Source organism: Agrobacterium sp. 5Ca39 (assembly GCF_055382365.1).
This window is the reverse complement of the sequence record NZ_AP026436.1, coordinates 65,032-91,938: the sequence shown is the minus strand read 5'-3', so window position 1 is coordinate 91,938 and position 26,907 is coordinate 65,032. Positions and strand designations below refer to the sequence as shown.

Sequence of the window (26,907 nt, the reverse complement as noted above, 5' to 3'; positions counted from 1 at the left end):
CGATCCCGCAGGGCGCGCCATGGCGCCACTATAACATGATAAGTTTATTCATGTTTATAGTGGCAAACCAATTTTCCCGCAACTGCGGCCTTTGACCAGGCCTTACCACTTCTTGGAAAGCTTGAAGGTGATGGTTCGGCTGTCACCCCAGCCGCAGACGGAGACACCGGCGCAGCCCTTGACGTATTCCTTGTCGAAGACATTGGCGACGTTGATGGATGCGGTCCAGTCGTCCTTCTGGTAACGGACCGCGGCATCGAAAACAGCGGCGTCAGGAACGCGCAATGTATTCGCCGCATCCGCCCAGGATTTGCCCTGATACCGCACACCACCGCCGATGCTCAGTCCGTCAAGTGTATCCGTGGTGAAAGCATAGTCCAACCACAGCGAAGCGGTATGGGCGGGCACGATCCATGGCGATTTGCCTATGAGATTTGGATTGGCATCGCGGGTAATGTCGATATCGGTGTAGGAATAGGAGGCGAGTGCCTTCCAGTTTTCATTGAGATTGGCTTTGGCCTCCAGCTCGAAGCCGGTGGATTCGACCTGTCCGAACTGGCCGCTGGTGGTCACCCCACCCGCCGTATACGACACGATAGCATTATCCTTGACCAGTTTGAAGACCGAGGCGGTGATGCTGCCATCGAAGAACGTCGGCTCGTATTTGATGCCGGCTTCGAACTGGTGGCCTTCTTCCGGCACGGCGGGTGTGCCGTCTGCAGGCGTATCGATAAGCGGATTAAAGAAGGTGGCGGCGGAGACGTAGGGCGTCAGGCCATTGTCGAATTCGTAGGCAAGGCCGGCGCGGCCGCTCAGCGCGTCGTCACTGGAGCGGCGGGACAGGCCCGTCGGCAATCTGTTGTTCAGCTCCGTATCGACATAGTCGTAACGGCCATTCAGCGTCACAAGCCAGCCATCTCCGAACCGCAGCTGGTCCTGCGCATAAATGCCGATCTGCTGTTGGGTCACGATGTTATCGGCATAAACGAAATTCGTTCCCTGCGCCGAACCGTAAACCGGATTGAGCGCGCCGATCGCATTCGACCCGCAGCAGGCCTGCACCTGATCCAGCCGGTAATATTTATAGTCCAGACCAAAGAGCAGTGAATGGCTGACGGCACCGGTATCGAACTGGCCTTCCACTCGGTTATCCACACCGAAGCTATCGACCTTCGACACGCCGTCGTAACCGAAGCGGGTCAGCATATAGTCCTTGGTGATCGGATCGAGTCTCGGCTGGCCGTTGGCATCGGCATTCGCCCAGCCGCCGGGATAGGGCCCGGTCTCGTACTTGTACAGATGCCCATAACGGGCGTTCTGACTGATCTTCCAGCCAGTGTCGAATTCATGGCTGACCTCGTAGCCCACCATCGATTGATAGACGCGGCCGTTATCAAGGCCCGGCTCACCATAAAAGGCTTCACGGTTGAGCTTGCCGAAGGGCGCGTCGGCCACGGTGCCGACATAAGGCAGGAAACCGTTGCCCACATGCACCTGGTCAAGCGCCGAAAAATACCCATAGAGCGTGGCGCTTGTCTGCGCATCCGGCTCGAAAGTGACTTGCGGCATGATGAAGCCGCGCAAATCCTCGGAGTAATTCGTATAGTTGTCGCCGCCCGAGACCTTGCCGGTGACGCGGTATTTCCATACGCCCTCATCATCCACCTTGTCGCCGAGATCGAAACCGAAGAAAGCGTTGCCGAAATTATTGATGCCGATTTCCGTTTCGCGAACGGGTTCCTCCTGGGTGCGCTTGCGGATCATCTCAACGATGCCACCGGGATTGGCGCCGCCGTAGAGCACCGACGCAGGCCCCTTCAGGACTTCAACCCGCTCCAGACCATAGGCATCCATCTGGAAACCGCCGAAACCGTAACTGAACAGGTTCAGCCCGTCCAAAAACACCCCAGTCTGGGTGGCCTGAAAACCGCGAATATAAAACCAGTCCGTATCCGGATCCGTGCCAAAGGGCTCCGCCGTCACGCCTGGGGTATACCGCAGCACCTCGTCGATCTTCGTCACCGCGCCGCGGTCGTTCATTTCCTGGCGGCCGACGACCGATACGGATTGCGGAATATCTCTGGTTTCCGTCTCGGTTTTTGAACCCGTCGCGCTTTTCTTCGCGACGTAGCCCCGGACGGGACCGGTTGCATTTTCCGCGCCCTGCCCGTCAACGGTAATCTGCTGAAGGACAGTTGTGTCCTGCGCATGCACCATCGCGGGCGCCAGCAAAACTACGGCAGCCGTTCCCAAAGCCAGATGGCACAAAAACATCCCATGCAAATTTTTCAAGATATGCCCCGAAAACATCGCGACCGTATTGATATCCCAAGGGTCGCAGCACCTCAATTAAGCTGAGTATTTACATCAGGATTAAGGCGCGATGCTTGTCGTTTTCTGGGTGGATTTGAAGCTTATTGGCCTCTCGCACAATTTTGCGCCCGCAATTTATCCGGCGGAGCTTCGATGTCAGCTCTTGCGCCGGCCGATCCTTGCAAGTTGCATGACCGGAAGCATGCCGATGACGACGATTGCCAAGGCTGCGATGGCCGCCTCCTCGTAGGTGCCACGCGCCGCTTCGCCATAAAGATGGGTGGCAAAGGTTTCGAAATTGAGCGGCCTCAACAGGAGCGTAGCGGGAAGCTCCTTGACGCAATCCACGAAGATAAGCAATGCCGCAGCCGCAAGTGAGGCCTTGGAAAGCGGAAGATGGACGTGTCGGAATGTCTGCGTTGCGGATCGCCCGAGCGTTCGCGAGGCGTGATCGAAGGACTGCGGGATGCGGCTGAGGCCAGCATCCACCCCACCGGCGGCAATGGTAAGGAAACGTGCGGAATAGGCGTAGATCAGCGCGGCGCCACTGCCGATGAAGATGAGGCCTGTCGATATGCCGAACCAGTCGCGCATGGTCTCGTCGACAAAGCGGTCAAAGCCGCCGAGCGCGATCAGGACGCCGATGGCGATGACCGTTCCGGGGGCGGCATATCCCACCGTCGAAAGACGATAGGACCAGAGCGACAGGCGGCCCGGCGCAAGGCGCATGGCGTAAGCGACGACAAGGCCGAGGATGAGGGTGATCACCGTCGCCATCCCGGCAAAGACGATGGTGTTCAGGGCCTCATCGGCAAAACGGGGGGACAATCCGTTGAAACGAAACCGTTTCCATGCCTCGGTGACGAGATAGCTGGCTGGCGCCATAAAACCGATCAGGACCGGCAAGCTGCCCAACAAGAAAGCGGCCCAACCCTTCAGGCCATTGAGCCGCAGCGGCTCCAGTTGCCTGCTTTTCTGCGCAGAGACCGCGTAGCGCTGCTTGCGTCGCGCCCAGCGCTCAAGCGCCACGAGGGCGACAACGATGAACAGCATGGAAAGCGCAATCTGCGCCGCACCCGGCAGGTCGGATTTCGTGACCCAGGTGGTGTAGACGGAGACGGTGAGTGTGCGGACGCCAAGAAATTCGGACGCGCCGATATCGTTCAGCGCTTCCATCAAGGCAAGGCTGACGCCGACCGCAATCGCCGGGCGCGCCAGCGGCACCGCTACCTTGAAGAAAGCCGCACGTCTGGAGACTCCGAGCGTGCGCGCCGCTTCCAGCAGGTTGCCTGCCTGCGTGAGGAACATGGCGCGCACGGGAATATAGACATAGGGAAACAGCACGAAGCCCAGAAGGACGATGCATCCGGTCATGGACCTTATGTCCGGAAGACGGAATTCACGCGGGCTGGAATAGCCGAGCAGCCAGCGGATCGCGCCCTGCACAGGCCCGATGGGATGCAGAATATCCAGATAGGCGTAAGCGACGATATAGGTGGGCATGGCCAGCGGCAGCAGCAGCGCCCACTCCAATATTTTGCGGCCGGGAAAATCATAGGCGGTGACCAGCCAGGCGGCACAGGTTCCGACGATACCTGCCAGCAGCCCGACACCGGCAAGAAGGATCGCCGTATCCGGAAGCGCCGTCCAGAGCACGGTTGAGCCCAGATGCGACCAAAGGCCATCAGAACCCTGCAACGCCTGCGAGACAAGCGCCATAACCGGAACCATGGCGCTGCAAACCGCCAGCACTGAAAGGCACAGCCACCAGAAGGAGGATGAAAATCTGGCTCGGGCACGAGGTGACAATGGCTGGGTGGCGTCTGGGTTCATGTGCTTCTGGAAAATACGCGGAAAGGCGCCCGCAATTGCGAACGCCTTTCACATGTTATCGCTGATTGGCCTTTACTTGTCGAAACCGACCTTGTCGACCAGCTCGCTCGCCTGCTTGCGATGCGATACGATTTCCGTCAGCGGCTTGTTATCGATCTTCAGCGTGCCGAACGAAGCGACGATCTCGTTGAGAGCCGCGCCCTGCTTGACCGGATATTCGTAGTTGGCCTCGGCATAGATCTTCTGGGCTTCGTCGGAAACGAGATATTCCAGAAGCTTGACAGCTTCCGCCTTGTTCGGCGCATTCTTCGCCACGGCTGCGCCGCTGATATTGACCTGCGTGCCGCCATTCTTGAAGGTCGGCAGAACCACCTTGATGGCGTCGCCCCACTTCACCTGCTCCTCGCCGCCCTTGCCCGAGCGCATCAGGCCGACATAATAGGAGTTGGCGATACCGATATCGCAAATGCCGCCGAGGATGTCCTTGGCGACATCGCGGTCACCGCCGCCTGCCTTGCGGGCGAGGTTTTCCTTGACTCCGGCAAGCCACTTCTCGGTGTCTTCAGCGCCATAATGGGCGATGTAGTCCGCAAACAGCGCCGTATTGTAGGGATGCTGTCCGGCGCGAATGCAGACCTTGCCCTTCCACTTCGCATCAGCGAGATCTTCATAATTGAAGGAAGCGAGATCGAGGTCCTTGGCTGCATACAGAACGCGGGCTCGCATGGAAAGCGCGAACCAGTGACCCTTGGCATCGCGCAGTTCAGCGGGGATGGCCTTGCTCAGGGTCTCGGATTCGACCGCCTGCGTTACGCCCTTTTCAGCGAGATCGACAAGATTGCCGGCGTCCACCGTCATCAGAACGTCAGCCGGCGAACTCGCGCCTTCGCTCAGAACACGCTCCGCAAGGCCGTCCTTCAAAAACACGGTATTGACCTTCACGCCGCTCGAAGCGGTGAAGGAGTCCAGGAGGGGCTGAATGAGGCCCGGCTCGCGGGTGGTATAGATATTGAGTTCAGCGGCATTGGCTGCGCCGGCTGCAAAGGCAACCGTGCTGGCAAGCAGGGCGAACCCGGTAAATTTCTTCATGTTTTGTCTCCCTCTCCGATAACGGCAATAGGGGGAGCAGACATCATACATGATGATACAAATCAAGTTTTATTTCGCCATTTTCCGCCGCATTTTGATCACCAAGAGTTGAAAACGTGCAGAAAAAGAACATGCAAATGCGATCATTCAACTTCAGGTAAATATCAGCACGCCCTTCGGATCAATTCCGAAGCGTATCGCCCGCGTCTTGGCGGCTGTACGCTGCATTGTTCTGACGCGAAGATCAGCTGGTAATCCGGGCACGGCGATGCCGAGCTGTTCGATCTCCCCCAAGAAGACCCGGCTCGATATTTCGCCAGCGATACCTTCTTTCGCGGCGTCTTCGATAATCGAAATCGCATTGGGCCGAACATAGGCAACCGCCGCGAGGCCATCGGGCAGATCGGAGGCATCCCCCAGCAGGCCAAGCGGCGTTTCCACGCGACCCTGCCTTACCCGTCCTTCAATCTTGTTGAAGGCGCAGAAAAAATCAGCGGCATAGCGGGTCTTGGGATGGTCGTGGATTTCGTAACCCGTGCCGCTTTGCACGATCCGTCCGCGCTGCATCAGAACCACGCGATCGCCCGCCGAAAGCGCTTCTTCGGGATCGTGAGTAACCATGATTGCCGTCGTACCCAGCTGGCGTAGAAGACCTAGCGTCTCTTCGCGCACATCGTCACGCAATCCCCTGTCCAGATTGGAAAAAGGCTCGTCCATCAGCAGAAGGCCAGGCTGCGGGGCGAGTGCACGGGCAAGCGCGACGCGCTGCTGCTCACCGCCCGACAGCGTATGGGGATAACGTTTCGCAAGTTCCTTGAGATGCACATGTTCGATCATCTCCGCAGTGCGCGCCCGGGCCTGCGCTTTCGGCAGCGAGCGGAGGCCGAACATGACGTTCTGCTCGACGGTAAGATGCGGGAAGAGCGCATAATCCTGAAAAACGAAACCGATATTGCGCTTTTCGGGCTCGATGAAAACTCCAGACCCGGCCACGACAGCGCCGTTCAGGGAAATGCTGCCTTTATCGGGTGTCTCCACGCCTGCGATGATACGCAGCAAGGTTGATTTTCCGCAGCCGGAGCGCCCTACAAGACAAATGATCTCACCGCTTTCGACGGACAGATCGATGTCGGACAATACATCCGTATCACCGAATTTCTTGCCCACCGATTTCAGTTCTAGCGCTGCGCTGCCTGCCATTTCCAATCCTGCCCTGCTTTGCGAATTATGTTGATCGCTCAAATCAGGATTAAAGTCAAAAAAGACCGGGAAAATGCATTTTCCATCACGAGTTGGCGAGATGTGCGGCAGCAATATTGACGTTTACGTTAGAGTTAAATAGGTTTCGCCGATAAGATGGACGTCAAGGGATTACGCGTCTATCATTCGTCACCGGGGAGCGGGAGGAGCAGTCGATCCGGTGACGTCACAAGTGGTTCCCTCACGCCGGCAGATGCGGGCAGGTGCGGGAGCCTCGTGAACATCAGGCAGCCGAAAGCGCTGTTCACGCGTTCCACAGAATGCGCGGCGCGAAGAGACTCTGGGAGGAGCAGCATGAGTGAATTGTCCCTGGGACACCCGCAGAACGCCGTCATTGGGAAGCGCTGGCTGTCTTCCTATCCGCCGGGCGTTCCTTCCGAAATTCCCGTATCGACCAATGCCTCCCTCGTCGATCTTCTCGAAAAGAGCTGTGTGCAGTTTGCCGACCGGAAGGCCTTTTCCAGCATGGGAAAGTCGCTGACCTACCGGGAACTGGACGCTGAAACCCGAGCCGTCGCCGCCTGGCTGCAGTCCAGAGGACTGGAAAAGGGCGACCGGGTTGCCGTGATGATGCCGAACATCCTCCAAAATCCGGTTGCGGTTTATGGAATCCTGCGGGCAGGCATGGTGGTGGTCAATGTCAATCCGCTTTACACACCGCGCGAGCTGGAACATCAGCTGAAGGATTCCGGCGCGAAGGCGCTTTTCGTGCTGGAGAACTTTGCACATGTGGCGCAGCAGGCGGTGCCGAAAACCGCGGTGCGGCACGTGGTCGTCGCGGCGATGGGCGATCTTCTCGGCCTCAAGGGACATATCGTCAATCTGGTGGTCCGCAAGGTCAAGAAACTGGTGCCCGCCTATACCATTCCCGGCTCCATCAGCTTCAAGGCGATGCTGAAGGAAGGTCAGGGATTTTCGCTGAAGCCGGTCAGCCTCACGGCGCAGGACATTGCTTTCCTGCAATATACCGGGGGCACGACGGGTGTATCCAAGGGTGCGGTTCTCACGCATGCCAACCTTCTGGCCAACAAGCTTCAGATCAGCCTGTGGCTGGACGCCGCCTTCAACGGCCAAAAGGATCGCCCGGAAGTTCTCAACTTCATCTGCGCGCTGCCGCTCTGCCACATCTTCGCCTTGACGGTGAATTCGCTGATGGGCATTGCGCTTGGCGGCCACAATCTGCTGATTGCCAATCCGCGCGATATTCCCGGTTTTGTGAAAGAATTGTCGCATTATCAGCCGCATATTTTCCCCGGCATCAATACGCTTTTCAACGCGCTGATGAACAACGAGGATTTCCGCAAGCTCGATCTGTCGTCGCTCATTCTGGTTCTCGGCGGCGGCATGGCGGTGCAAAGGCCTGTCGCGGAACGCTGGCTTTCCATCGTCGGCTGCCCCATTGCGGAGGGCTACGGCCTCTCCGAGACATCGCCGGTTGCCACCGTCAACCGCCTCGATTCCACGGAGTTCAGCGGAACCATCGGCCTGCCGATCTCTTCCACCGAAATCGATATTCGCGACGAGGACGGCAACAGCCTGCCCACCGGAGAGGTCGGAGAAATCTGCATTCGTGGGCCGCAGGTGATGGCGGGTTATTGGCAGCGGCCGGACGAGACGGCAAAGGCGATGACATCAGACGGCTTCTTCCGTTCCGGCGACATGGGCTTCATGGATGAACGCGGTTATACCAAGATCGTCGACCGCAAGAAGGACATGATCCTCGTCTCCGGTTTCAACGTCTATCCGAACGAGGTGGAGGAAGTGGCCGCCAGCCATCCAGGCGTCCTGGAATGCGCCGCCATCGGCGTTCCGGACGAGCACTCCGGCGAAACCGTCAAGCTTTTTGTGGTCAAGAAGGACCAGTCGCTCACGGAAGCGGAACTCAAGGCATTCTGCGCCAAGAACCTGACAAACTACAAGCGGCCGAAGATCATCGAGTTCCGTACCGAGCTGCCGAAATCGAATGTCGGCAAGATCCTGCGGCGCGAATTGCGCAATCTGAACTGAACGAAATCGAGCCGGGTGACCGGCTCTTTTCTTTTATCGAAGCCGCCTTGATTTGGCCGCCTGAAAAAGAATAGTTTCCTCATCCTTCCACGGAAGCCGAGGAGCACGAGATGCAGGCCACCATCGAAAAACTGAAAGCAACGGCGAGCAGCACAGCCGCAACCGATCTTCGCGCCGCCTTTGCGGCCGATGACAAGAGATTCAGCCGTTTCAGCGCCAAGTTCGACGACCTGCTGATGGATTATTCCAAGTGCGCCGTGAATGAAGAGATCGTCACGCTTCTCGAACAGCTTGCACAAGAAGGCGGCGTCGAGGCCAAGCGCGAGGAGATGTTTTCCGGCAAGGCGATCAATTTCACCGAAGACCGTGCCGTCCTGCATACCGCGTTGCGCAATCGCGGCAACACGCCGGTTCTCGTTGACGGCAAGGACGTGATGCCCGATGTGAACGCGGTTCTGTCTGCCATGGGCAAGTTTGCCGATGCCATCCGTTCCGGTTCGCTGAAGGGCGCGACCGGTAAAAAGATTACCGATGTCATCAATATCGGCATTGGCGGTTCCGACCTCGGCCCGGTCATGGCAACGCTGGCACTGGCACCTTTCCATGACGGCCCGCGGGCGCATTTCGTCTCGAACATTGATGGCGCGCATATTGCCGATACGCTGAAGCTCATCGACCCCGAGACGTCGCTCTTCATCGTGGCGTCGAAGACCTTCACCACCATCGAGACGATGACGAACGCCGCCACGGCGCGCCGCTTCATCGCCGAAAAGCTGGGCGAAGACGCCGTCAAGCATCACTTTGCCGCGGTTTCCACAGCGCTGGACAAGGTTACCGCCTTCGGCATCGAAAGCGACCGCATTTTCGGTTTCTGGGACTGGGTTGGCGGCCGTTACTCGATCTGGTCTGCCATCGGGCTGCCGCTGATGATCGCCATCGGGCCGGATAATTTCGGCAAGTTCCTGGATGGCGCCCACGCCATGGATCGCCACTTCCGCGAGGCGCCGGTCCGTGAAAATCTTCCGATGTTGCTCGGCCTGATCGGTTTTTATCACCGCAACGTACTGAATTACCCGACGCGGGCGATCCTGCCCTATGACCAGCGGCTGTCGCGTTTCCCGGCTTATCTGCAGCAGCTGGACATGGAATCGAACGGCAAGGGTGTGACCATCGACGGCACGCCGGTCGAAGGCCAGTCCGGCCCGGTTGTCTGGGGCGAGCCCGGTACGAATGGTCAGCACGCCTTCTATCAGCTGATCCACCAGGGCACGAGCGTCATCCCGGCGGAATTCATGATCGCAGCCAACGGTTTCGAGCCCGAACTGCGCCACCAGCACCAGCTTCTCATCGCCAATTGCCTGGCGCAGTCGGAAGCGCTGATGAAGGGGCGGACGCTGGCTGAGGCAAAAGCCCAGCTCACCTCCAAGGGCGTGGATGACAGACATGCGGATTTCATCGCGCCGCACCGTGTCTTCACCGGCAATCGTCCGTCCATCACCTTCGTCTACGACAAGCTGACGCCATTCGCGCTTGGCCGCCTGATCGCGCTTTACGAACATCGCGTCTTCGTCGAAGGCGTGCTGTTCCGCATCAACTCCTTCGACCAATGGGGCGTGGAGCTTGGCAAGGAACTGGCGACCGGCCTGCTTCCGGTCGTCGAAGGAAAGGAAAGCGCCGCTGGCCATGACAGCTCTACGCAGGGGCTGGTGAAGGCGCTGGCGGGTCTGGCGGGGTAAATCCAGGCACTGCAATTTACGAAAGCCGGAGGGCGACTTCCGGCTTTTTTCAATGCAGCGTTGATCGAATGTCACTTGGAGGTGCATATGTCGTTCCGGCCGGGCAGGGACTTTCTGGAGTTTCACGACCTGAGTGCGGACGCGATCTTCTCGATCATCGACCGCGCGGGCGCTCTGGCCGAGGACTGGTTACAGGGCACGATGCCACAGACGCTCAAGGGAAAACGTGTCGGGCTGATCGTTGACGACACCGGCTGGCGCAATACCGCCGCCTTTGATCTCGGTATCCAGGCGATGGGCGGCACCTGCGTTACCGTTCCGATCAACTTTAACGGCCGAGAAGAGATTGCCGATCTGGCTGGTTATCTCGACAATTGGTTCGATCTTTTGATTATCCGCACGAAGGACCTCTCGACACTTCGGGCACTTGCAGCCGACATGCGCGCACCTGTCATCAACGCGCGGACAAAATTCAATCATCCATGTGAAACGCTTGGTGATTTAGCCTATGTGAAAAGCCTGAGGGGCCAGAAAGCCGGCCTCAAAATCGTCGGTGTAGCACCGGACGCCAATATTTTACGCTCTTGGGTCGAAGCCTCGATTTCCCTGCCCATTCAGGTCACGCAGGTTTACCCGGATCAATGGCACGTCACGGATGCCGCGCTCATCAATCCGAACTTCCGGGCAAGCACGGACATGGACAAGCTACTGGATGCGGATGTGGTCATTACCGATTCCTGGCCGTCCGACGCCAATCATCATCTGGCCGATTATAGCATATCCGCGTCCCTTCTCGACAGGATGCGGCCTGATGTGATTTTTTTGCCCTGTCCGCCAGTCTCGCGTGGCCAAGAGGTGACCGCGGACGCAATGGCCCACCCGGCCTGTCAGAGCCGGTCGGCAAAAGCTTTTCTTCTACATGCCCAGAATGCCCTGATGGAATTTCTTCTCGCCTGAGGCACGGGCTCCACCTCAAATATAAAGCGCCGCCATCTTGCGCCACGCACCCGCCCGATGCGCGCGGCCTTCCCAGACATGCATCTGGTGCCCCACCTGCTTGCCTGAAAGCACGCGGCTTAAGTGGTGATTGTTGTCCAGAAAGGGGTCAGCGTCGCCAATGGTGAAGACCATGTCGATGCGGCGCAGGTGATCGAGCCGCCATGGGCAGTTTAACCCGGGAAGAAAGTGGCTCGGCATGTGGAAATAGACGTCATCGTCATAATAGCCGTCGAATAGATCACCGAAAGACTCCACCTCCATCGTCAGGTCATAGCGGCCGGAAAAAGCGACGAGCTTGGTGAAGAGATGCGGGTGACGGAAGACGAGGCTGGCGGCCTGAAAGGCACCGAGGCTGCAGCCCTGCACGATGGTGCTGCCGTGCGGATTTTTCTCCGCCATCAGCGGCAGCACTTCGCCCAGAATATAGGCCTCGAGTGCGGCGTGACGTCGGAGACGGTCGGCGGGATGGTTGTGGCCCGCGTAGAAACTTTCCCGTGCCAGACCCTCGATACAATAAAGCTGGAGGTGGCCGGCCTCCAGCTTGTGAGAAAGACTTTCGACGACGCCCAACTCCTCATATTCGAAGAAGCGCCCGTCGCGTGTCGGGAACATCAGCACTTTCGCGCCGGCATGACCGAATATCAGGAGTTCCATATCGCGATGGAGCCTGTGACTATACCAGCGGAGATATTCGCGTTTCATGGCACCTTGAAAAACCGTCTGACCTTGTCCTTATGGACCGCATCTTGCGATGCGCTGTCAGGGTATTCGAAATGCCCGGCGTCGAGGATGAAGATTTCATTAAATTTTGACGGCGGCAAAGCGTTGGCCACCGCGAACTGGCAGGGCGGGGCCACAGCTGGATCAAAAAGCGCAGGCGCAATCAGCATGGGCACGCTTATGCGGGCGGCCGCGCAGGCCGCATCGAAGAGGCGCAACGTTTCAAGCACATGGGCGTGCGTCTTCGCATAGGTCTGGACGGCGTCCGCGCTGCCGACCGTTGGCAGCGTCAGCCAGAACGGTCGGTGGCCGAAGGTCGGCACGACGAGATGGCCGCGGTCGATACGCTTATCATAAGGGATAGCAAGAGCGCCGATACCACCCCCGAAGCTGATGCCGCTATAACCCACCTGCCCTTCCAGCCAGGGATAAAGGCTGACGAGCGTCGAGACCGCGATCCAAAGGTCATCGACACAGCCTCCGATAATATAATCGTCTTTCCGCTCGATATTATAGAGAACGTGAAGGGCCGGATCGGATGAAATCGGCGGACAGGCACTCAGCGACAGTCCACGAAAGCAGGGAAACAGCACGGCTGTCTCTTCCACCGGCACATCGAAATCAGGCTCGCCGCGCCCGCCATAACCGTGGCCGACGATCAGGCCGCGGCGGACCTGTCCTTCGCGCGGCAACAGCAGCCATCCACCGATACGGAAACCGTCGGTGGAGGTGTAGGTGAGATCGAGGACCTGCCAACGGGGATCGCTCAGCTTGCTCCGGCGCAGCACCGGGCGCGGATCAGTGGCGAGCGCGCGGCGATAGCGCTTCTCCCAGAAGTCATCGAAACCGGGTGGCGCTTCCGGGGGCGTGATGGCAAGCAACTGCTCGCGTTGCATGCCGTAGGTCGGGTCGAAATCGAAAGGGTGGGTCTTCGGTACACTCATGCGACGCTTGTTTCTCGAAAAAACAGCAGACACAAGCTTGATAATACCGAAATAACGGTTTTTCACGATTTTGGCGGCGTGATGCGTGTTGAACCATCTTTTCAAAATGGTTCAACCCTAACCCATCACAAGCCGATTTCGTGCGCAAAAGGTGGATTGGCGCCAGCGCGCGAAACGGTGACTGCCGCCGCCTTTGCACCGAGCGCAAGCGCCTTTCTGATCTGTTCTTCCGTCAGCGCCGCCACCTGCGCCTTGGTGAGAAGACCCTGCATTTTCAGCGAAACCAGAATGCCGGCGTCGAATGTGTCACCCGCGCCAACGGTATCCACGACCTCCACCCGTTCAGAGGCGACTTCGACCTTCAGACCCGAGGTGTAGCCCACCGCGCCCTTTGCACCGCGGGTGACGACGACCAGCTTTGCGCCATGGTGGAGCCAGTGGCGGGCAAGCGTGTCCTCATCGCCTTCAAGACCGAACCAGGCAAGGTCCTCATCCGAGAACTTGACGATATCGGACATGGCGGCCATGCGGCGGATGCGGGCCATATGCGACTGCTTGTCCTTGATGAAGCCGGGGCGGATATTGGGATCGAGCGAGATGACACGGCTTTCTTGCTCACGCGTCATCAGCGCTTCATAGGTGCTGCCGCAGGGTTCGGGGATGAGGCTGATGGCTCCGAAATGCAGCGCTTCGCAATCGGCGCCCAGCGCCGGAAGCTCGGCTTCGGTAATCATCCGGCCGGCGGTGTTCTCGTCATAAAAGGCATAGGTCGCATGGCCGTCGACCAGCTTCACGAAGGCGATGGTGGTCGGGCGCGAGAGGGTGGCGCAATAGCTGAAATCCACGTTGCTGGCGCGCAGGGTCTCCCGCAGGATATCGCCCATCATGTCATCGGAAAGACCGGTGAAAAAGGCGGAGGGAACGCCGAGACGTCCCAGCGCGATGGCCGTGTTGAAGACCGCACCGCCTGCATAAGGGGCAAAACCCGCCTCTCCCAGCGTTGTCTGCCGGGGCAGCATGTCGATCAGGGCTTCACCACAACACAGGATCATTACGGTCCTCCTCAAAACAGCAAATCAAATGGACTTAAATCGATTTAGACGAAGATGGATCGGAAGGCCAGCCACAAGCTGGCCACCCGCATCCGAAATCAAGATTGCGGCAATTCGCTGACACCGCCGCGCTTTGCCGACCAGGGCAGCGGGTTATCGAGGAAGGCTTCAACCTCGGAGAGGGTCTTTTCATCGAACAGTTTTTCAGCCCGGGCAACGGCCAGAACATCGCGCCAGGTCGTCAGGTAATGCAGCTTAACATTGCCGTTGGCAAAGCGTGCTTCCGCCTCCTGGAAGATGCCGTAATAGAAGAGTGCGATGCCGTGATCGACGATGCCGCCCGCCGCACGAATGGCGTCGATAAAGGTAAACATCGAGCCACCTGCGGTCGTCAGATCCTCGATGACGAGAACGCGGGCACCCTCGGGCATATGTCCTTCGATCTGGGCATTGCGGCCATGGCCTTTCGGCTTCTTTCGGCAATAGATCATCGGCAGGCCGAGGCGCTCGGCAAGGAAAGCGGCGAAGGGAATGCCCGCAGTTTCGCCGCCGGCCACACAGTCAAACTTCTCGAAACCGGCCTCGCGCAGGACAGCCGCCGCCGCAAAATCCATGGCTGCGGAGCGAATGCGCGGGAAGGAGATGAGCTTGCGCATGTCGATATAGACAGGGCTCTTCATGCCTGACGCGAAGGTGTATGGGCTTTCGGAATTAAAATGGACCGCCTTGATTTCCCACAACATTTTCGCAACCAGTTCGGCAACGACGGCGCGATCGGTGAATGTGAAGTGGTTCATAGGCGTTCTCCTTTTAGGCCTTGGTTTCTCGCTCCGAAAACCCGGATCGGTGTTCGGAAAGCACGCGTCTTTGTTCGGTATTTCGTGCGCCAGCCGAGGTGCCGGCGGACCATAACAAAACCGCCGGCAGTGCCGGCGGTCATAAAATCAGTTTACATCCCAATGAAGCGGGAACATCGGATCGAATACGGTCACCGGCCCGGCGCCCGTTTCGATCTTGGCGGGGAATGACACTGGCTCGTCGCGCTTGACCAGCGTGATCGTCTCCTCATTCGGCGCCAGACCATACCAGGCCGGGCCGTTGAGCGAAGCGAAAGCTTCCAGCTTGTCGAGAGCGTTTTCGTCCTCGAAGACATGGGCAAGGCAGCTCATCGTATTGATGGACGTGTAAATGCCCGCGCAACCGCAGGCGCATTCCTTCAGCGGGTCCACGTGCGGAGCGGAATCCGTGCCAAGGAAAAAGCGCGCATCGCCAGAGGTCGCGGCAGCCCGCAGCGCCAGCCTGTGCTCCTCGCGCTTGGCGACGGGCAGACAGTAATAATGTGGCTTGATGCCGCCAACCAGAATGGCGTTGCGGTTGATGATGAGATGATGCGTGGTGATCGAGCCGGCCAGATTGGCCTTGGAAGACTTGATATAGTCAACGCCATCGCGGGTGGTGATGTGCTCCATCGTCACCTTGAGCTCCGGCAGGCGCTGGCGCAGCGGTTCCAGAACCGTCTCGATGAAGACCTTCTCGCGGTCGAAAATATCAACTTCCGGCGTTGTTACTTCTCCATGCACGCAGAGGGGCAGGCCGATCTTCGCCATGCGCTCCAGAACACGCATGGCCTTGTTAAAATCGCGCACACCGCCATGGGAATTGGTTGTGGCACCGGCGGGATAAAGCTTTACGGCGGTAATCAGGCCGCTTTTCTTGCCCTCTTCCACGTCGTCGGCCTGCGTGTCCTCGGTCAGATAGAGCGTCATCAAGGGCTCAAAGCTGTCGCCAGCGGGAATGGCCTTGACGATGCGGTCGCGATAGGCGCGGGCATCTGCGGTGGTGACAACCGGCGGCACCAGGTTCGGCATGATGATGGCGCGGGCGAAATGCCGACTCGTATCCCCGATCACCCCTTCCAGCATGGCGCCATCACGAAGATGCAGGTGCCAGTCATCAGGGCGGCGCAGGGTGAGCGACTTCATCGGGATACCTCGGAGCATGATGGAATTGCGCCCGCTTAGCATCTTTTGTCGCGGGAAAACAGCCGCCCGACATGATCAGGCAGCCGTAAATGTCATTTTTTTGAAGCGCGCTTCAGATGTTGCCCGCTTCCGGACCCCAAACGTCGGTCATGGCAAAACCATCGGCCAATGGGTCGAAAGGATCGAGGCCGACCTGATGCAGACCGAAGGTAAAGCCGCGCCCGGCAATCGTGGGAATGACAGCCGGACGGCCCGCAACTTCGGTGACGGCGGAAAGGCCGACATCAAATTCCGAACCGATGATCGAGCGGGATTTATACTCGTCGCCCACCTTCACCTTGCCGCGCGCATAAAGCGTGGCGAGATTGGCGGAATTGCCCGTGCCGCAAGGCGAACGATCCGCCCGGCCGGGCCACATGGTGGTGCAGGTGCGGATGGAGCCATCGGAGTCCACATCGCGGAACATCACATAGGCCACGCCCGATATGGCGGGGATTTCTGGATGCACAACGGTCATTTCGCGGTTGACCAGATCCTTAAGGATCATGCCTGCAGAGACCAGCTTCGCGGCATTGGCTTTTTCGATCGTTAGACCAATCTGACGCACATCCACCAGCGCATAAAAAATGCCGCCATAGGAGATGTCCATCGTCACCTTGCCCCATTGGGGTGTGTCGATGCTGACATCAAGCGCATGCACGAAAGACGGCACCATGGTCAGCTTGACCTTTTCGCAGCGCCCGTCGCAGCAGGTGGCCGTTGCCTTCACCAGACCGGCCGCCGTTTCCAGAATGATGACAGTTTCCGGTTCGTGCATCTCCACCATGCCGCTTTCCAGAAGCGCAGTCGTCGCACATATGGAATTCGATCCGGAGCTGGCATGCGCCTGGTCCGGCTGAAGGATGACAAAGGCGGCGTGCGCATCCGGATGCTTCGGCGGCAGAAGCAGATTGACCGAGCCCATGGGCGTGCCGCGCGGCTCCAGCGTCAGGAAGCGACGAAGCGCCTCTCCCTTTGGGTCGGTATTCATCCAGTGAAGCTGTTCAGCCACCGTATTGCCGGGAATTTTCGGCGCGCCGCCGGTGACGACACGGCCGATTTCGCCTTCGCAATGAACATCGAGAAGCTGAAGGGTGCGTTTCCAACGCATGGGGTCTTACTCCGAAAAGGGTTGTCGACCGACCATACAGATAAAAATACAAGCTGTATACAAATCTGCGCCGCTCTGTGACAAAAAGCGCCTAGCGTTCCCGCTGCCCCTAACGCATCGCAGTTTAGCGATTGCGGCATTCCGCCCGGTTTCGATTGGCAGCGGCATCGCAGTTGATCCTTGACGACTGAAGCGCCTGATCGTCCACCACGGAGCCGGCCGTATCACCCACCGATCCCACGGTATTTTCCACCGAGCGGCCAAGCCGCTCCACCTGCCTGCCGTAGTTTTCCCGCGTGCGGGGATCGAACACAGCAATTGGCGCGCTGACCACAACGCTCGCTGCTGTTCCCACCGTCTGCGCGGCACCGATGCTGACGGCGCCCAAGGCTTCGCCCAGGCCGACATCGGAATCCGTCACGGTCTGGCCCGCGATGAGGCGGTCGCCGATCAGACGCACGACCTCCGGGCTTTCGGCAAACTTGCCGTGGTTCAGGCGGTCACCCGATTGCAGCTTCGTCAAATCGAGAACCGTGATACCGGCCTTTTCCAGCTGGCTGCTGTAGGGCTCAACCGAAGGATCGATCTGGCCAAGACGGTCAACATTGCCGGAAATGCGGCGCGACAGGCTGAGCGCGCGGTCATCCTGCGAAACGAAGAGCGTGAATTTCGGTGGTGTCTTGCCGAGGCTTGCGAACTGGCGGCTGAAGACATCCACGTCGAGATCAGGTGCTGCCAGAATGACGTTGCCGATCTTCGGATCGACGCGGCCATTGCGGATAGCCATCTGCCGCAACGCCTCCACCGCAAGCCAGGTGCCCATGGAGTGCGCCATGACCGTGACTTCACGGATGGATTTGTCTTTCGCCAGCCGCGTCAGCATCTCTTCCAGCGCGTCACGGGAATAGTTGGTGCTTTCCTTGTCGTAATTATAGTCGAAGATGCTGGCGCGTGACGGCCAGGTGAAGACGACGGGCACGACATCGGTTCTGGAATCATGGACGATCTGGGCAAATCGATAGACGGATTCCTCGTAGCGGTTGTTGAAACCATGCACGAAGACCAGCACGCGGCGGTCCTTTTCAATATGCCGGCCGATCCAGCTTCGCGTCTCGGCTTCGGAGCGGATGGGCTCGACCGCAACGGTAGTGAAATCCTTCAGCGGATTGGGCGGCAGCTTCTTCGGCCACTGCACCTGCCCGACCTTGCGGTTGGCATCCGGCGGTATCGAGACGGTGACCGCGTCGACCTTCAGCCCCGTACCCCGCTCGCCGCCGAAAAGAACCGCAGGATTGTCAGACGGCGCGCGTGTCGTCGCGACAAGGAGATTCACCGGCGTCGTACCGGCCACTGTTTGTCCCGTTGGCGTCATCACTCCGATCGGCCGCCCGCCGCAACCGGCAAGCAGGGCAACAATCGCGATCATGGCGACGAAGCGAATGGGCATTACATCACTCTCCTGCAACCCTGAGGCAGCCGGGTCGCTGCCGAGAGAGAGGATTTTCTACCGGAGGCGGAACTGACGCGCCAGCAACCACAGCGAAGTGGCGGATGATTTCCATCCCGGTGTGTCCAAACGGACCCAATTTTGCGTGGGCGCGTCCGATACCTCAGGCTGGATTCCTGATCCGCCGCTATTTCTGCGGCAGCATGGTGCCCCTTTCACGCAGGGCGCCATGCCACGACAGCGCTTCTTCGATGAGATGCGGCGTGTGCCCTCCCCGCGAGACTGCCCGCTGGAAATAGTCCGTTAGCGCATCACGATAGGCCGGATGCACGCAGTTCTCGATGATGACCGCTGCGCGTTCACGAGGCGCAAGGCCACGAAGGTCGGCAAGGCCCGTCTCGGTCACGAGGATATCGACATCATGTTCAGTGTGATCGACATGGCTGACCATGGGAACGACGCTCGATATGGCGCCGCCTTTGGCGATAGACTTGGTGACAAAGATGGACATATAGGCATTCCGGGCAAAATCCCCCGAGCCGCCGATGCCGTTCATCATATGCGTTCCCCCGACATGGGTCGAATTGACGTTTCCGTAAATATCGAATTCCAGCGCCGTGTTGATGCCGATGATACCGAGGCGGCGGATAACTTCGGGATGATTGCTGACCTCCTGCGGGCGCAGAATGAGCCTGCTTTTATATTCGGCCAGACGCGGCATGACCCGCTCATTCATGGCGGAGGACAAGGTGATCGACGAACCCGACGCGAAAGTCAGCTTGCCCGCATCGAAAAGTTCGAATGTGGAGTCCTGCAGTACCTCCGAATACATTTTGAGATCGTGAAACGGCGTATCAATGAAACCGTGCATCACAGCATTGGCGATCGTGCCGATGCCGGCCTGAAGCGGCTGAAGTTCGTGGGTCATACGGCCTTGACGCACCTCGTTCAGCAGGAATTCAGTGAGGTGGCCGGCAATGGCCCTAGTTTCATCATCCGGCGGTAGCACTGTCGAGAAGCTGTCGCTCTTGTCACTCAGGACAATAGCGGCGATCTTTTCCGGCGGCACCGGAATGAAGGGCAGTCCAACGCGGCTATCCGTCGCCACCACCGGGATGGGCATGCGGGTCGGACGTTTTGCGGGAATGAAGATGTCGTGCAGCCCCTCCAGCACCTCGGGCTGGGACAGGTTGATCTCGACGATCACCTTATCGGCCAGGATGGCGAAGCTCGCGGAATTGCCAACGGAGGTGGTGGGCACGATACCACCGTCAGCCGTGATCGCCACGGCTTCAACGATGGCGATATCGACGCCGTGAATCTGACCACCGCGCAATTGCTCGACGGTCTCGGAGAGATGCTGGTCAATGAACATGACCTTGCCGTCATTGATCGCCTTGCGCAAAGCCGGGTCGGACTGGAACGGCATGCGACGCGCCAGCATGCCCGCCTCGACCATGGTCTTGTCGAGATCATTTCCCAGCGATGCCCCCGTCATCAGTGTGATTTTCATGGGATGCAGCTTGGCACGCTCCGCCAGCGCCAGCGGCACCGCTTTGGCCTCGCCGGCACGCGTGAAGCCACTCATGCCCACAGTCATGCCATCCCGAATGAGACTGGCGGCCTCTTCGGCACTGACGATCCGGTTCAAAAGGGACGCGTTGCGAATACGCTTTTCAAGCATGCACTTCTCCATGATCTGCAATCACGATGGCACGGCATTCGGCTGGCCACCTATTCGGCGACTATGGCGTGCAGTTTCATCGATGAAACTGACATAGATCAAGGGCAAGAAGGGAACCATCACTTCTGCGTATCAAATCCCGTTCAGCGACAATAAGTGACGCATCGGCGCGACAGGCTGGCAGGCCCTCACACCATGCCGGCCCTGCGATCGGCAGGAGACTTCCGTTACGCCGTGACCGGCGAGGAGTGACGAGCCCCACTTCGCGTCATCGCAGTGAGGAAAAAGCAACTCGTCAGGGGCCTTCGCAGACAGGCGCCCGCCCAAGCACGACCTGCCCCACTTCCACATCATAGGCACGCAGGCCGAACGCGCCGAGGCTTATGACCCGGTAACAGGGATTGCCGCCCGTCCACAGGGGATCGACAACGTCGATATCGGTGATAAAGCGATGCGCGCAGGCCTGACCGGAACTATAAGCGATGCCTTCGGCCGTCGTGCCTGCCATTGGCACATGGATATGGCCAAAGATAATGTGACGCACACCGGCCGGGTGAGCGGCGAGCCGGCGCATGACAGCTCCGTCATCGTGCATGCCGATATGTTCAAAATGGCGGATGCCACAATCCATCGGCGGGTGGTGAATGAAAACCGTCACGGGCAACTCGCCCGCGCTTTCCAGCGCGCTCTCCAGCCATGCCAGTCGATCCTCACCATACATGCCGCCTATGACATCGGCTTCATGGCTGTCCAGAAACAGTAAACGACCAAAATCGGTGTCGATGAAGGACTGGATGTAACCGTTATCGTCGCGAGGCTGTTCGGGAAAGGCGGCCACGAATTCCGGGCGGCGATCGTGATTGCCGAGCATCAGCCGCACCGGCATGGAGACCGACGCGAGGATGCCGCGCAGCAGCTCATAGGCTTCCGGCTCACCGTAATTGCAAAGATCGCCCGTCATGACAAGAAGATCGGCGTCGGCGTGTTTTTCAACGATATCGGCGATTGCCGCGCGCAGCTGCTTTTCCGGGTCGACGCCATTTATGGCGACGCCGGGCAGCAGAAGATGGGTATCGGTGATCTGGATAATCTTCATTTGGGGCTTCCTGCGCAAAATGGCTGCGGGAACGGATTTCCCGCAGCCTCTCGATGGTGCTGATTATTTCAGCAGGGCGTTGGTCTGCTCGACGATCTGCTTGAGACCGGCTTCCGGCGTCACCTCACCGCGCATGACGGTGCCGATGATATCGCGCTGGGTGCGCCAGATGCGGACGGAATCGCCACCGGGGTAACCGGCCCAGGGCAGAGAACGGTCAGCCTGAAGCGAAGCGGTTTTCACATTCGGGTTCTCGACGTAATAAGGAGCGAGGAAGTCCGGGCCGGTTGCCAGCTTGTTGGTCGGCAGGTAACCGGTGATGCGAACGATGGTGTTCTGCGCTTCCGGACCGGTGATCCACTTCAGGTATTTCCAGGCAGCATCCTGCTTGGCCTTGTCCTGCGTCAGGATAACGGCAGAGTTACCGCCGGTCGGAACGCCGCCCTTTTCCTTGTTGTCCAGCGGGAAGGTCGCCGTCTTCAGCTTGAAGCGGTCGCCAACCAGACCCTGGATCGTCTGAACGTGAGCAGGCGTCGAGAAGATGAAGCCGGTGAGGCCTGCACCGAACTGCTGGCGGGACTGGTCCCAATCGAGCAGGTTCTGGCCACCTTCGGTGACGAACTGGCGGGTCATCTTCAGGGCGTTGAGGCCGATCTCGTTGTCGAAGGCAACGGTCTTGGTCTTCTCGTTGACGAGCTTGCCGCCCTGTTCGACAATGAGCGCCTGCCACAGCCAGTCATCCGGCCAGCCGTTGATGTCGTAGCTCATGCCAGCGAACTTGGGGTCGAGAGCCTTGATCTTCTTGGCAAGAGCAATGAGCTCCGCAAAGGTCGTCGGCATCTTGTCCGGGTCGCCGCCGGCCTTGGTGACGAGGTCCGAGTTGATGTAGATGATCGGCGAGGAAGCGTTGACCGGCAGACCATACTGCTTGCCGTCGATCTGGCCGAGTGCCGCCATCTTGGGGCTGTAGTTCTTGTCGAGGAAAGCCTGACCGCCTTCAGCCTGAATGAACGGGCCGAGATCGGTGATCTGGTTACGCGGTGCGAGCGTGTGCACCAGTTCCGCCGTCAGATTGTAGCCCGAGAAATAAACGTCGGGCAGATTACCGGTAACGGCAGAGCGCAGAACCTGCTGCTGGCCTTCGTTATAACCGGCAGCCGGAGCGAGGAAGTTTATCTTCACGTCCGGGTTCTTCTTCATGAATTCATCGGCCAGCGGCTGATGGAATTTCGTGAAGCCCGGCAGGTTGTAGAGAACATTGAGCGTGATTTCGTTGGCGAAAACCGGCTGAGCGAGGCCCGCAAAAGCCATGCCAAGGGCCAGACCGCCCATCACAGCGCGTCGGTTTAGTTTCATGTCAGTCTCCAGAGAGGTTGGGAGGAGGAAGTCTGAACGGCGTCACTTGACGCCGGTCATGGTAATACCGGCGATGAAATGCCGCCGTGCCAGGAGGAAGCACAGCACCATCGGCGCGGTAATCAGTGTCGCGCCCGCCATCAGCGCGCCGTAATTTGCGCCGGATTCAACATCGGCGAAAAACATCATGCCAAGCGGCGGTGGCGCGAGATTGGTGTCAGAGATAACGATCATCGGCCAATAAAGGTCGTTCCAGTGGGCGACGAGCGAAAAGACCGAGAAGGCGGCGAGTGAAGGCAGCGAACCACGCAGCACAAGCCCCCAGCAGATCTCCATTTCAGAGAAGCCGTCCATGCGTGCCGCTTCGATGATTTCATCCGGATAGCTGCGGAAGGACTGATTGAACAGGAAGATGGCGAAGACGGAGAGAAAGAAGGGCATCATCATCGCGAAATAGGTGTTCAGCAGCTCCGTCTTTGCCAGACCGACGAAAAGCGGCAGGGCAAGGGCCTGGATGGGAACGCAGAGCGCGGCGACGACCAGGCCAAGAAGCAGCTTGCGGCCCGGGAACCGCAGTTTCGCCAGAGCGTAGGCCGCCGGCACAGATGTCAGTATCTGGACGACAAGAATACCGACGCAGACGATGACGCCATTGAGCATGAAGCGTGCCATGGGCACTTGCCCGGCTGCGCGGGTGTAATTATCGGCCGCGTCGAATTTCTCCGGGATCGGCCAGAGCGAAACGTTGAATATCTCCGCCGGCGAACGGATTGACGTCAGCACCATCCAGTAGAACGGCAGGAGCATCAGGAAAGCGCCGAGCGCCAACGCAAGATGCGGAAGATATTTGCGGAGTGCGGCCATCAATAATGCACCTTCCGGTCCATATGCAGCGTCTGGCCGATCGAAAGCACCAGTACGATTGCGAGGAAGATCACCGTCAGCGCGGCGGCATAACCGGTGTTGGAATACTCAAAACCTTCGAGATAGAGATCGAACAGCAACGTCTCCGATCCGAAACGGCCCTTGGTCAGCACTGCCACCGTCTCGAACACCTTAAAGGCCGAGATGGAAGTGGTGACCACAACGAACATGGTCGTCGGTCCGAGCATCGGCCATGTCACCGTCAGGAAGCGGTCCACCGGGTTCTTCGCGCCATCGAGACGCGCCGCCTCGTGCAAATCCTTCGAAATGGCGGTGAGACCGGCAAGGAACAGCACCATGTTGAAGCCGAGTATCTGCCAGACGCCCATCAGCGCCATGGTAGGGATAAGGAGAACGGGGTTGGAGAGGAAAGCGACGGGTTCGAAGCCCATCCACTTGATCGCCGCATTCACCGGGCCGAGCGATGGATGGAGCAGGAATTGCCAAACGGTCGCCATGGCCACCAGCGTTGCGGTGACCGGAAGGAAGTAAGCTACTTCCCAGAAGGCGCGGCTGCGCTTGCGATTATAGACAAGCAAGGCTACGCCGAGCGCCAGAAACACGCCGAAGGGAATGACGATGGCAGCGTAGATGGCCGTATTCGTCAAGGCACGCAGGAAAACCGGATCCTGAAACGCCTTGACGAAATTTCCCAGTCCCACAAAGCGCGTGGACAGCGCGCCAAGCTGATAATCCGTGACGGAAAACCCGGCGAGAACGAGCATCGGCACGATATAGATTGCCAGAAGCAGCAAGCTTGCGGGTGCCGCAAAGATCAGGCCGCGCCGGATCATCCGCCGGTCGGCCTTTGAAAGCCGCGGGCGAGCGCTGGCACGCGCCGCGCCAGAAAAATCAACCGCCGTCATGCCGGCACCTGCTCGCGAACGGTCACCTTGCGGCGGAGACCGTCGGCGGCGAAAAGATGCGCGCGCTCCGGCACAAAACCGAGGGTCATGACGCCATTCGCATCAGCGCCAAGCGTTTCGCCGGCACCCTGTCGCAGGGTTATGGCCACCGTCTCATCACTTAAAAGACGGCAACTCACGAAGCGGTCTGCGCCATGGGTTTCGCTGCGGACCACACGCACGGCCAAACCTTCCGCGCCGGGACGCAGATCCTCTGCGCGAAGACCAAGCGTTGCGGGACCGGCGTCGCGGCCCGCGGCTTCGAGACCAAGATCCCGGGCGAAAGCCGTCACCTTGCCGCTGGCGGCGATTTCGACCGGCAGCAGATTGATGGAGGGCGTGCCGATGAAGCGCGCGACGGTGAGCGTGGCGGGCTTGCGGTAGAGTTCATCCGGCGTGCCAAGCTGCTCGATACGACCTTCAGACATCAACGCGATACGGTCGGACATCGTCATGGCTTCGATCTGGTCATGGGTGACATAGATGAAAGTCGCGCCGAGCCGCCGGTGCAGGCCTGCCAGCTCTTCGCGCATGTGGGCGCGAAGCTTCGCATCAAGATTGGAGAGCGGTTCGTCCATGAGGAAGGCGGCCGGCGAACGCACCAGTGCCCGGGCAAGCGCAACACGCTGACGCTGGCCGCCGGAAAGCTGCGCCGGCTTGCGATCCAGCAGATGCGCGATCTGCAGCGTCTCGGCCGCCTGCTCGACGGCTGCTTCGATCTCTCTCACCGTTTCGGCCGGGGCCGCAAACCGCCCGATCAGCGGTAGCCGCGCGGCAAAGGGCAAACGCCGCATCCTAAGCGGCGTCGCGATGTTCTGGCGCACGCTCATATGCGGATAAAGGGCGTAGGACTGGAACACCATCGCGAGATTTCGGTCGCTCGGATCGATCTCGGTCACGTCCTGTCCGCCGATGGACACCGAACCGCGATCCGGCGTTTCGAGCCCTGCTATGATGCGCAGCAGCGTGGACTTGCCACAGCCCGACATGCCCACCAGGGACAAAAACTCTCCGGGGCGGATGGAAAGATCGATCTCTTTCAGAACATCGTCGGCGCCGAAACCTTTGCCGATGCCCGAAAGTTCAAGTGATTGTGGCGTCATTCTGCGCTCCTTTTCTGAAGCGCATATGCTTATATTGTATGACAATATGACGAAGGTTTGAGGAAAGTTCGATGACACGCGAAAGCCCGGAAATCTCGGACAATCGGAAACCGCGATGAATGGGCCTTTACTCAAAACCACTAATATTGATGGTATTTCCGCACTTGTCCGTGAACCGAAAATCGCTGGGGGCGCAGACTTATAATGCGGCGAGAATCACATGCGCCTGAATTTTGCCGGTAACCTCACCGCTGCCATGGCGGGCTTCAATGGCTGCGGTGACGTAATCTGTCGCAGCATCCAGCGTTCCGGGGGCCCTTGCCTCGATTTCCGTGCGCAGAACCGTTCCCTGGCAATAAGCGACCGCCGGAACACGGGGCGAAGCGGCCCGACTGTGCGCCGCCACCGTCTCGGTCGTCACCCGGGAAAACCCCGCGTCCTCCAGTTCGCGACGGATCGCGGCCACATCATGATAACCATGCGGGGTGCGTGCCAGGAAGCGGGGTGGATCATCGGGAAACAGGCGCGCCAACGCGTTTGTCACTTCATCTGCGAAGTGGTTTTCCCCGATGCGATCCCAGACATTGAATAAATAATGCCCGCCGGGCTTCAGCACCCGCTTTGCCTCACGATAGGCCGACGGCCGATCACCGAAGAACATTGCGCCGAACTGACAGAAGACAAGATCAAAGACAGCGCTTGCAAAAGGCAGGAGCTGAGCATCGGCCTGTTGCCATTTTATGCGGTGATCCGGTGCCTGCTGCGACGCGGCGAAGTCGAGCATAGGCTGATTGAGATCGGTCACCACATAGCTGGCGGCAGGCAATAGTCGGGACGTGAGTTCGCGCGTGACGGCGCCGGTTCCTGCAGCGACCTCCAGAATATCAACCGGCATCAAGGCCGCCGCCCGCCGCGCCAGATCAGTGGCGAAAGGTGCAAAAATCAACGGCACCATATAGCGGTCGTAATTTTCCGGGATCGACCCCGCAAATACCTTATCCGCTTCCAACATGGCTTTCACCCCGAGCCATCTGACGACCGGATGATTTTAACATATATTCGGGATGTGTGGAATTCGTTCGGTCCTGCCGCGTGCCAGAGGGGCCGAGGAATCTGGCGGAACGGACTTGCTCATCCAAGCCGCATACGAGGCTAGAAATATCGCGTGTTTCAATGCTTGTTTTTAAGAAAGGAAATGGCGCACCCGAAGAGATTCGAACTCCTGACCCCCAGATTCGTAGTCTGGTGCTCTATCCAGCTGAGCTACGGGTGCGTGCCGTTCCGGTCGTTTCCGGTGGCGTGGCGAT

General features: G+C 59.0%; 21 protein-coding genes and 1 tRNA gene. 3 read left to right on the top strand and 19 right to left on the bottom strand.

Features of this window, described 5'->3' with window-relative positions; translation table 11 throughout:
* Window positions 1-102: 102 nt before the first annotated feature.
* The 4 genes from ACZ47E_RS00425 to ACZ47E_RS00410 all read right to left on the bottom strand — a co-directional run bounded on the left by ACZ47E_RS00425 (window position 103) and on the right by ACZ47E_RS00410 (window position 6,435).
* Complete coding sequence (locus ACZ47E_RS00425) at window positions 103-2,274, bottom strand: TonB-dependent siderophore receptor (protein WP_464016989.1); 2,172 nt, start codon at window positions 2,272-2,274, stop codon at window positions 103-105.
* A gap of 195 nt (window positions 2,275-2,469) precedes the next feature.
* Window positions 2,470-4,146, bottom strand: a complete 1,677-nt coding sequence (locus ACZ47E_RS00420) for an ABC transporter permease (RefSeq protein ID WP_278067195.1) — start codon at window positions 4,144-4,146, stop codon at window positions 2,470-2,472.
* Window positions 4,147-4,218: 72 nt separating this feature from the next.
* A complete protein-coding gene (locus ACZ47E_RS00415) occupies window positions 4,219-5,235 on the bottom strand; it encodes a Fe(3+) ABC transporter substrate-binding protein (protein WP_004439728.1) in 1,017 nt (338 codons plus the stop codon).
* A 153-nt stretch (window positions 5,236-5,388) separates the two neighbouring features.
* Window positions 5,389-6,435, bottom strand: a complete 1,047-nt coding sequence (locus tag ACZ47E_RS00410; RefSeq protein ID WP_278067194.1) for an ABC transporter ATP-binding protein — start codon at window positions 6,433-6,435, stop codon at window positions 5,389-5,391.
* Window positions 6,436-6,789: 354 nt separating this feature from the next.
* On the opposite strand from ACZ47E_RS00410, the gene ACZ47E_RS00405 reads away from it, so the two are divergent.
* From ACZ47E_RS00405 to ACZ47E_RS00395, 3 genes are all read left to right on the top strand, one after another.
* Window positions 6,790-8,502, top strand: coding sequence for a long-chain fatty acid--CoA ligase (locus ACZ47E_RS00405; RefSeq protein ID WP_004439720.1), 1,713 nt, complete (start codon window positions 6,790-6,792; stop codon window positions 8,500-8,502).
* Window positions 8,503-8,612: 110 nt separating this feature from the next.
* Window positions 8,613-10,238: a glucose-6-phosphate isomerase gene (pgi, locus tag ACZ47E_RS00400; protein WP_037089367.1), complete on the top strand. Its 1,626-nt coding sequence runs from the start codon at window positions 8,613-8,615 to the stop codon at window positions 10,236-10,238.
* Window positions 10,239-10,325: 87 nt separating this feature from the next.
* Window positions 10,326-11,195 carry a Rossmann-fold NAD(P)-binding domain-containing protein gene (locus tag ACZ47E_RS00395; protein WP_278067193.1) on the top strand — a complete coding sequence of 290 codons (870 nt, stop codon included), beginning with the start codon at window positions 10,326-10,328 and terminating at the stop codon, window positions 11,193-11,195.
* Window positions 11,196-11,210: 15 nt separating this feature from the next.
* On the opposite strand, the gene ACZ47E_RS00390 is transcribed toward ACZ47E_RS00395, so the two are convergent.
* The 15 genes from ACZ47E_RS00390 to ACZ47E_RS00320 form a co-directional block, all read right to left on the bottom strand.
* Window positions 11,211-11,939: an esterase family protein gene (locus tag ACZ47E_RS00390; protein WP_278067192.1), complete on the bottom strand. Its 729-nt coding sequence runs from the start codon at window positions 11,937-11,939 to the stop codon at window positions 11,211-11,213.
* The gene (locus tag ACZ47E_RS00385) at window positions 11,936-12,901 is read right to left on the bottom strand and encodes an acetylxylan esterase (RefSeq protein ID WP_278067191.1); all 966 of its coding nucleotides are present in this window, start codon (window positions 12,899-12,901) and stop codon (window positions 11,936-11,938) included. The genes ACZ47E_RS00390 and ACZ47E_RS00385 overlap by 4 nt, the downstream gene beginning before the upstream one ends.
* Window positions 12,902-13,026: 125 nt before the next feature.
* A complete protein-coding gene (locus ACZ47E_RS00380; protein WP_278067190.1) occupies window positions 13,027-13,953 on the bottom strand; it encodes a carbohydrate kinase family protein in 927 nt (308 codons plus the stop codon).
* A 98-nt stretch (window positions 13,954-14,051) separates the two neighbouring features.
* On the bottom strand, window positions 14,052-14,750 hold the full coding sequence (locus ACZ47E_RS00375) for an orotate phosphoribosyltransferase (protein WP_004439706.1): 699 nt from the start codon (window positions 14,748-14,750) through the stop codon (window positions 14,052-14,054).
* Between the two features lie 147 nt (window positions 14,751-14,897).
* Window positions 14,898-15,935, bottom strand: a complete 1,038-nt coding sequence (pyrC, locus tag ACZ47E_RS00370) for a dihydroorotase (RefSeq protein WP_153776357.1) — start codon at window positions 15,933-15,935, stop codon at window positions 14,898-14,900.
* Window positions 15,936-16,047: 112 nt separating this feature from the next.
* Window positions 16,048-17,085, bottom strand: coding sequence for a 4-hydroxyproline epimerase (locus ACZ47E_RS00365; RefSeq protein WP_278067189.1), 1,038 nt, complete (start codon window positions 17,083-17,085; stop codon window positions 16,048-16,050).
* A gap of 124 nt (window positions 17,086-17,209) precedes the next feature.
* Window positions 17,210-18,532, bottom strand: coding sequence for an alpha/beta hydrolase (locus ACZ47E_RS00360; protein ID WP_004439698.1), 1,323 nt, complete (start codon window positions 18,530-18,532; stop codon window positions 17,210-17,212).
* Window positions 18,533-18,719: 187 nt separating this feature from the next.
* On the bottom strand, window positions 18,720-20,216 hold the full coding sequence (locus ACZ47E_RS00355) for an acetyl-CoA hydrolase/transferase family protein (RefSeq protein ID WP_137068264.1): 1,497 nt from the start codon (window positions 20,214-20,216) through the stop codon (window positions 18,720-18,722).
* 295 nt (window positions 20,217-20,511) lie between these two features.
* The gene (locus ACZ47E_RS00350; protein ID WP_004439694.1) at window positions 20,512-21,312 is read right to left on the bottom strand and encodes a phosphodiesterase; all 801 of its coding nucleotides are present in this window, start codon (window positions 21,310-21,312) and stop codon (window positions 20,512-20,514) included.
* A gap of 63 nt (window positions 21,313-21,375) precedes the next feature.
* The gene (locus ACZ47E_RS00345) at window positions 21,376-22,668 is read right to left on the bottom strand and encodes an ABC transporter substrate-binding protein (protein ID WP_278067187.1); all 1,293 of its coding nucleotides are present in this window, start codon (window positions 22,666-22,668) and stop codon (window positions 21,376-21,378) included.
* A 42-nt stretch (window positions 22,669-22,710) separates the two neighbouring features.
* On the bottom strand, window positions 22,711-23,532 hold the full coding sequence (locus ACZ47E_RS00340) for a carbohydrate ABC transporter permease (protein WP_278067186.1): 822 nt from the start codon (window positions 23,530-23,532) through the stop codon (window positions 22,711-22,713).
* The gene (locus ACZ47E_RS00335) at window positions 23,532-24,458 is read right to left on the bottom strand and encodes a carbohydrate ABC transporter permease (protein WP_035206712.1); all 927 of its coding nucleotides are present in this window, start codon (window positions 24,456-24,458) and stop codon (window positions 23,532-23,534) included. Before ACZ47E_RS00335 ends, ACZ47E_RS00340 begins: the two co-directional genes overlap by 1 nt.
* A complete protein-coding gene (locus ACZ47E_RS00330; RefSeq protein ID WP_006698928.1) occupies window positions 24,455-25,600 on the bottom strand; it encodes an ABC transporter ATP-binding protein in 1,146 nt (381 codons plus the stop codon). Before ACZ47E_RS00330 ends, ACZ47E_RS00335 begins: the two co-directional genes overlap by 4 nt.
* A 199-nt stretch (window positions 25,601-25,799) precedes the next feature.
* The gene (locus ACZ47E_RS00325; protein ID WP_174150631.1) at window positions 25,800-26,612 is read right to left on the bottom strand and encodes a class I SAM-dependent methyltransferase; all 813 of its coding nucleotides are present in this window, start codon (window positions 26,610-26,612) and stop codon (window positions 25,800-25,802) included.
* 184 nt (window positions 26,613-26,796) lie between these two features.
* Window positions 26,797-26,873 (bottom strand) — tRNA-Arg (locus ACZ47E_RS00320).
* Window positions 26,874-26,907: the final 34 nt, after the last annotated feature.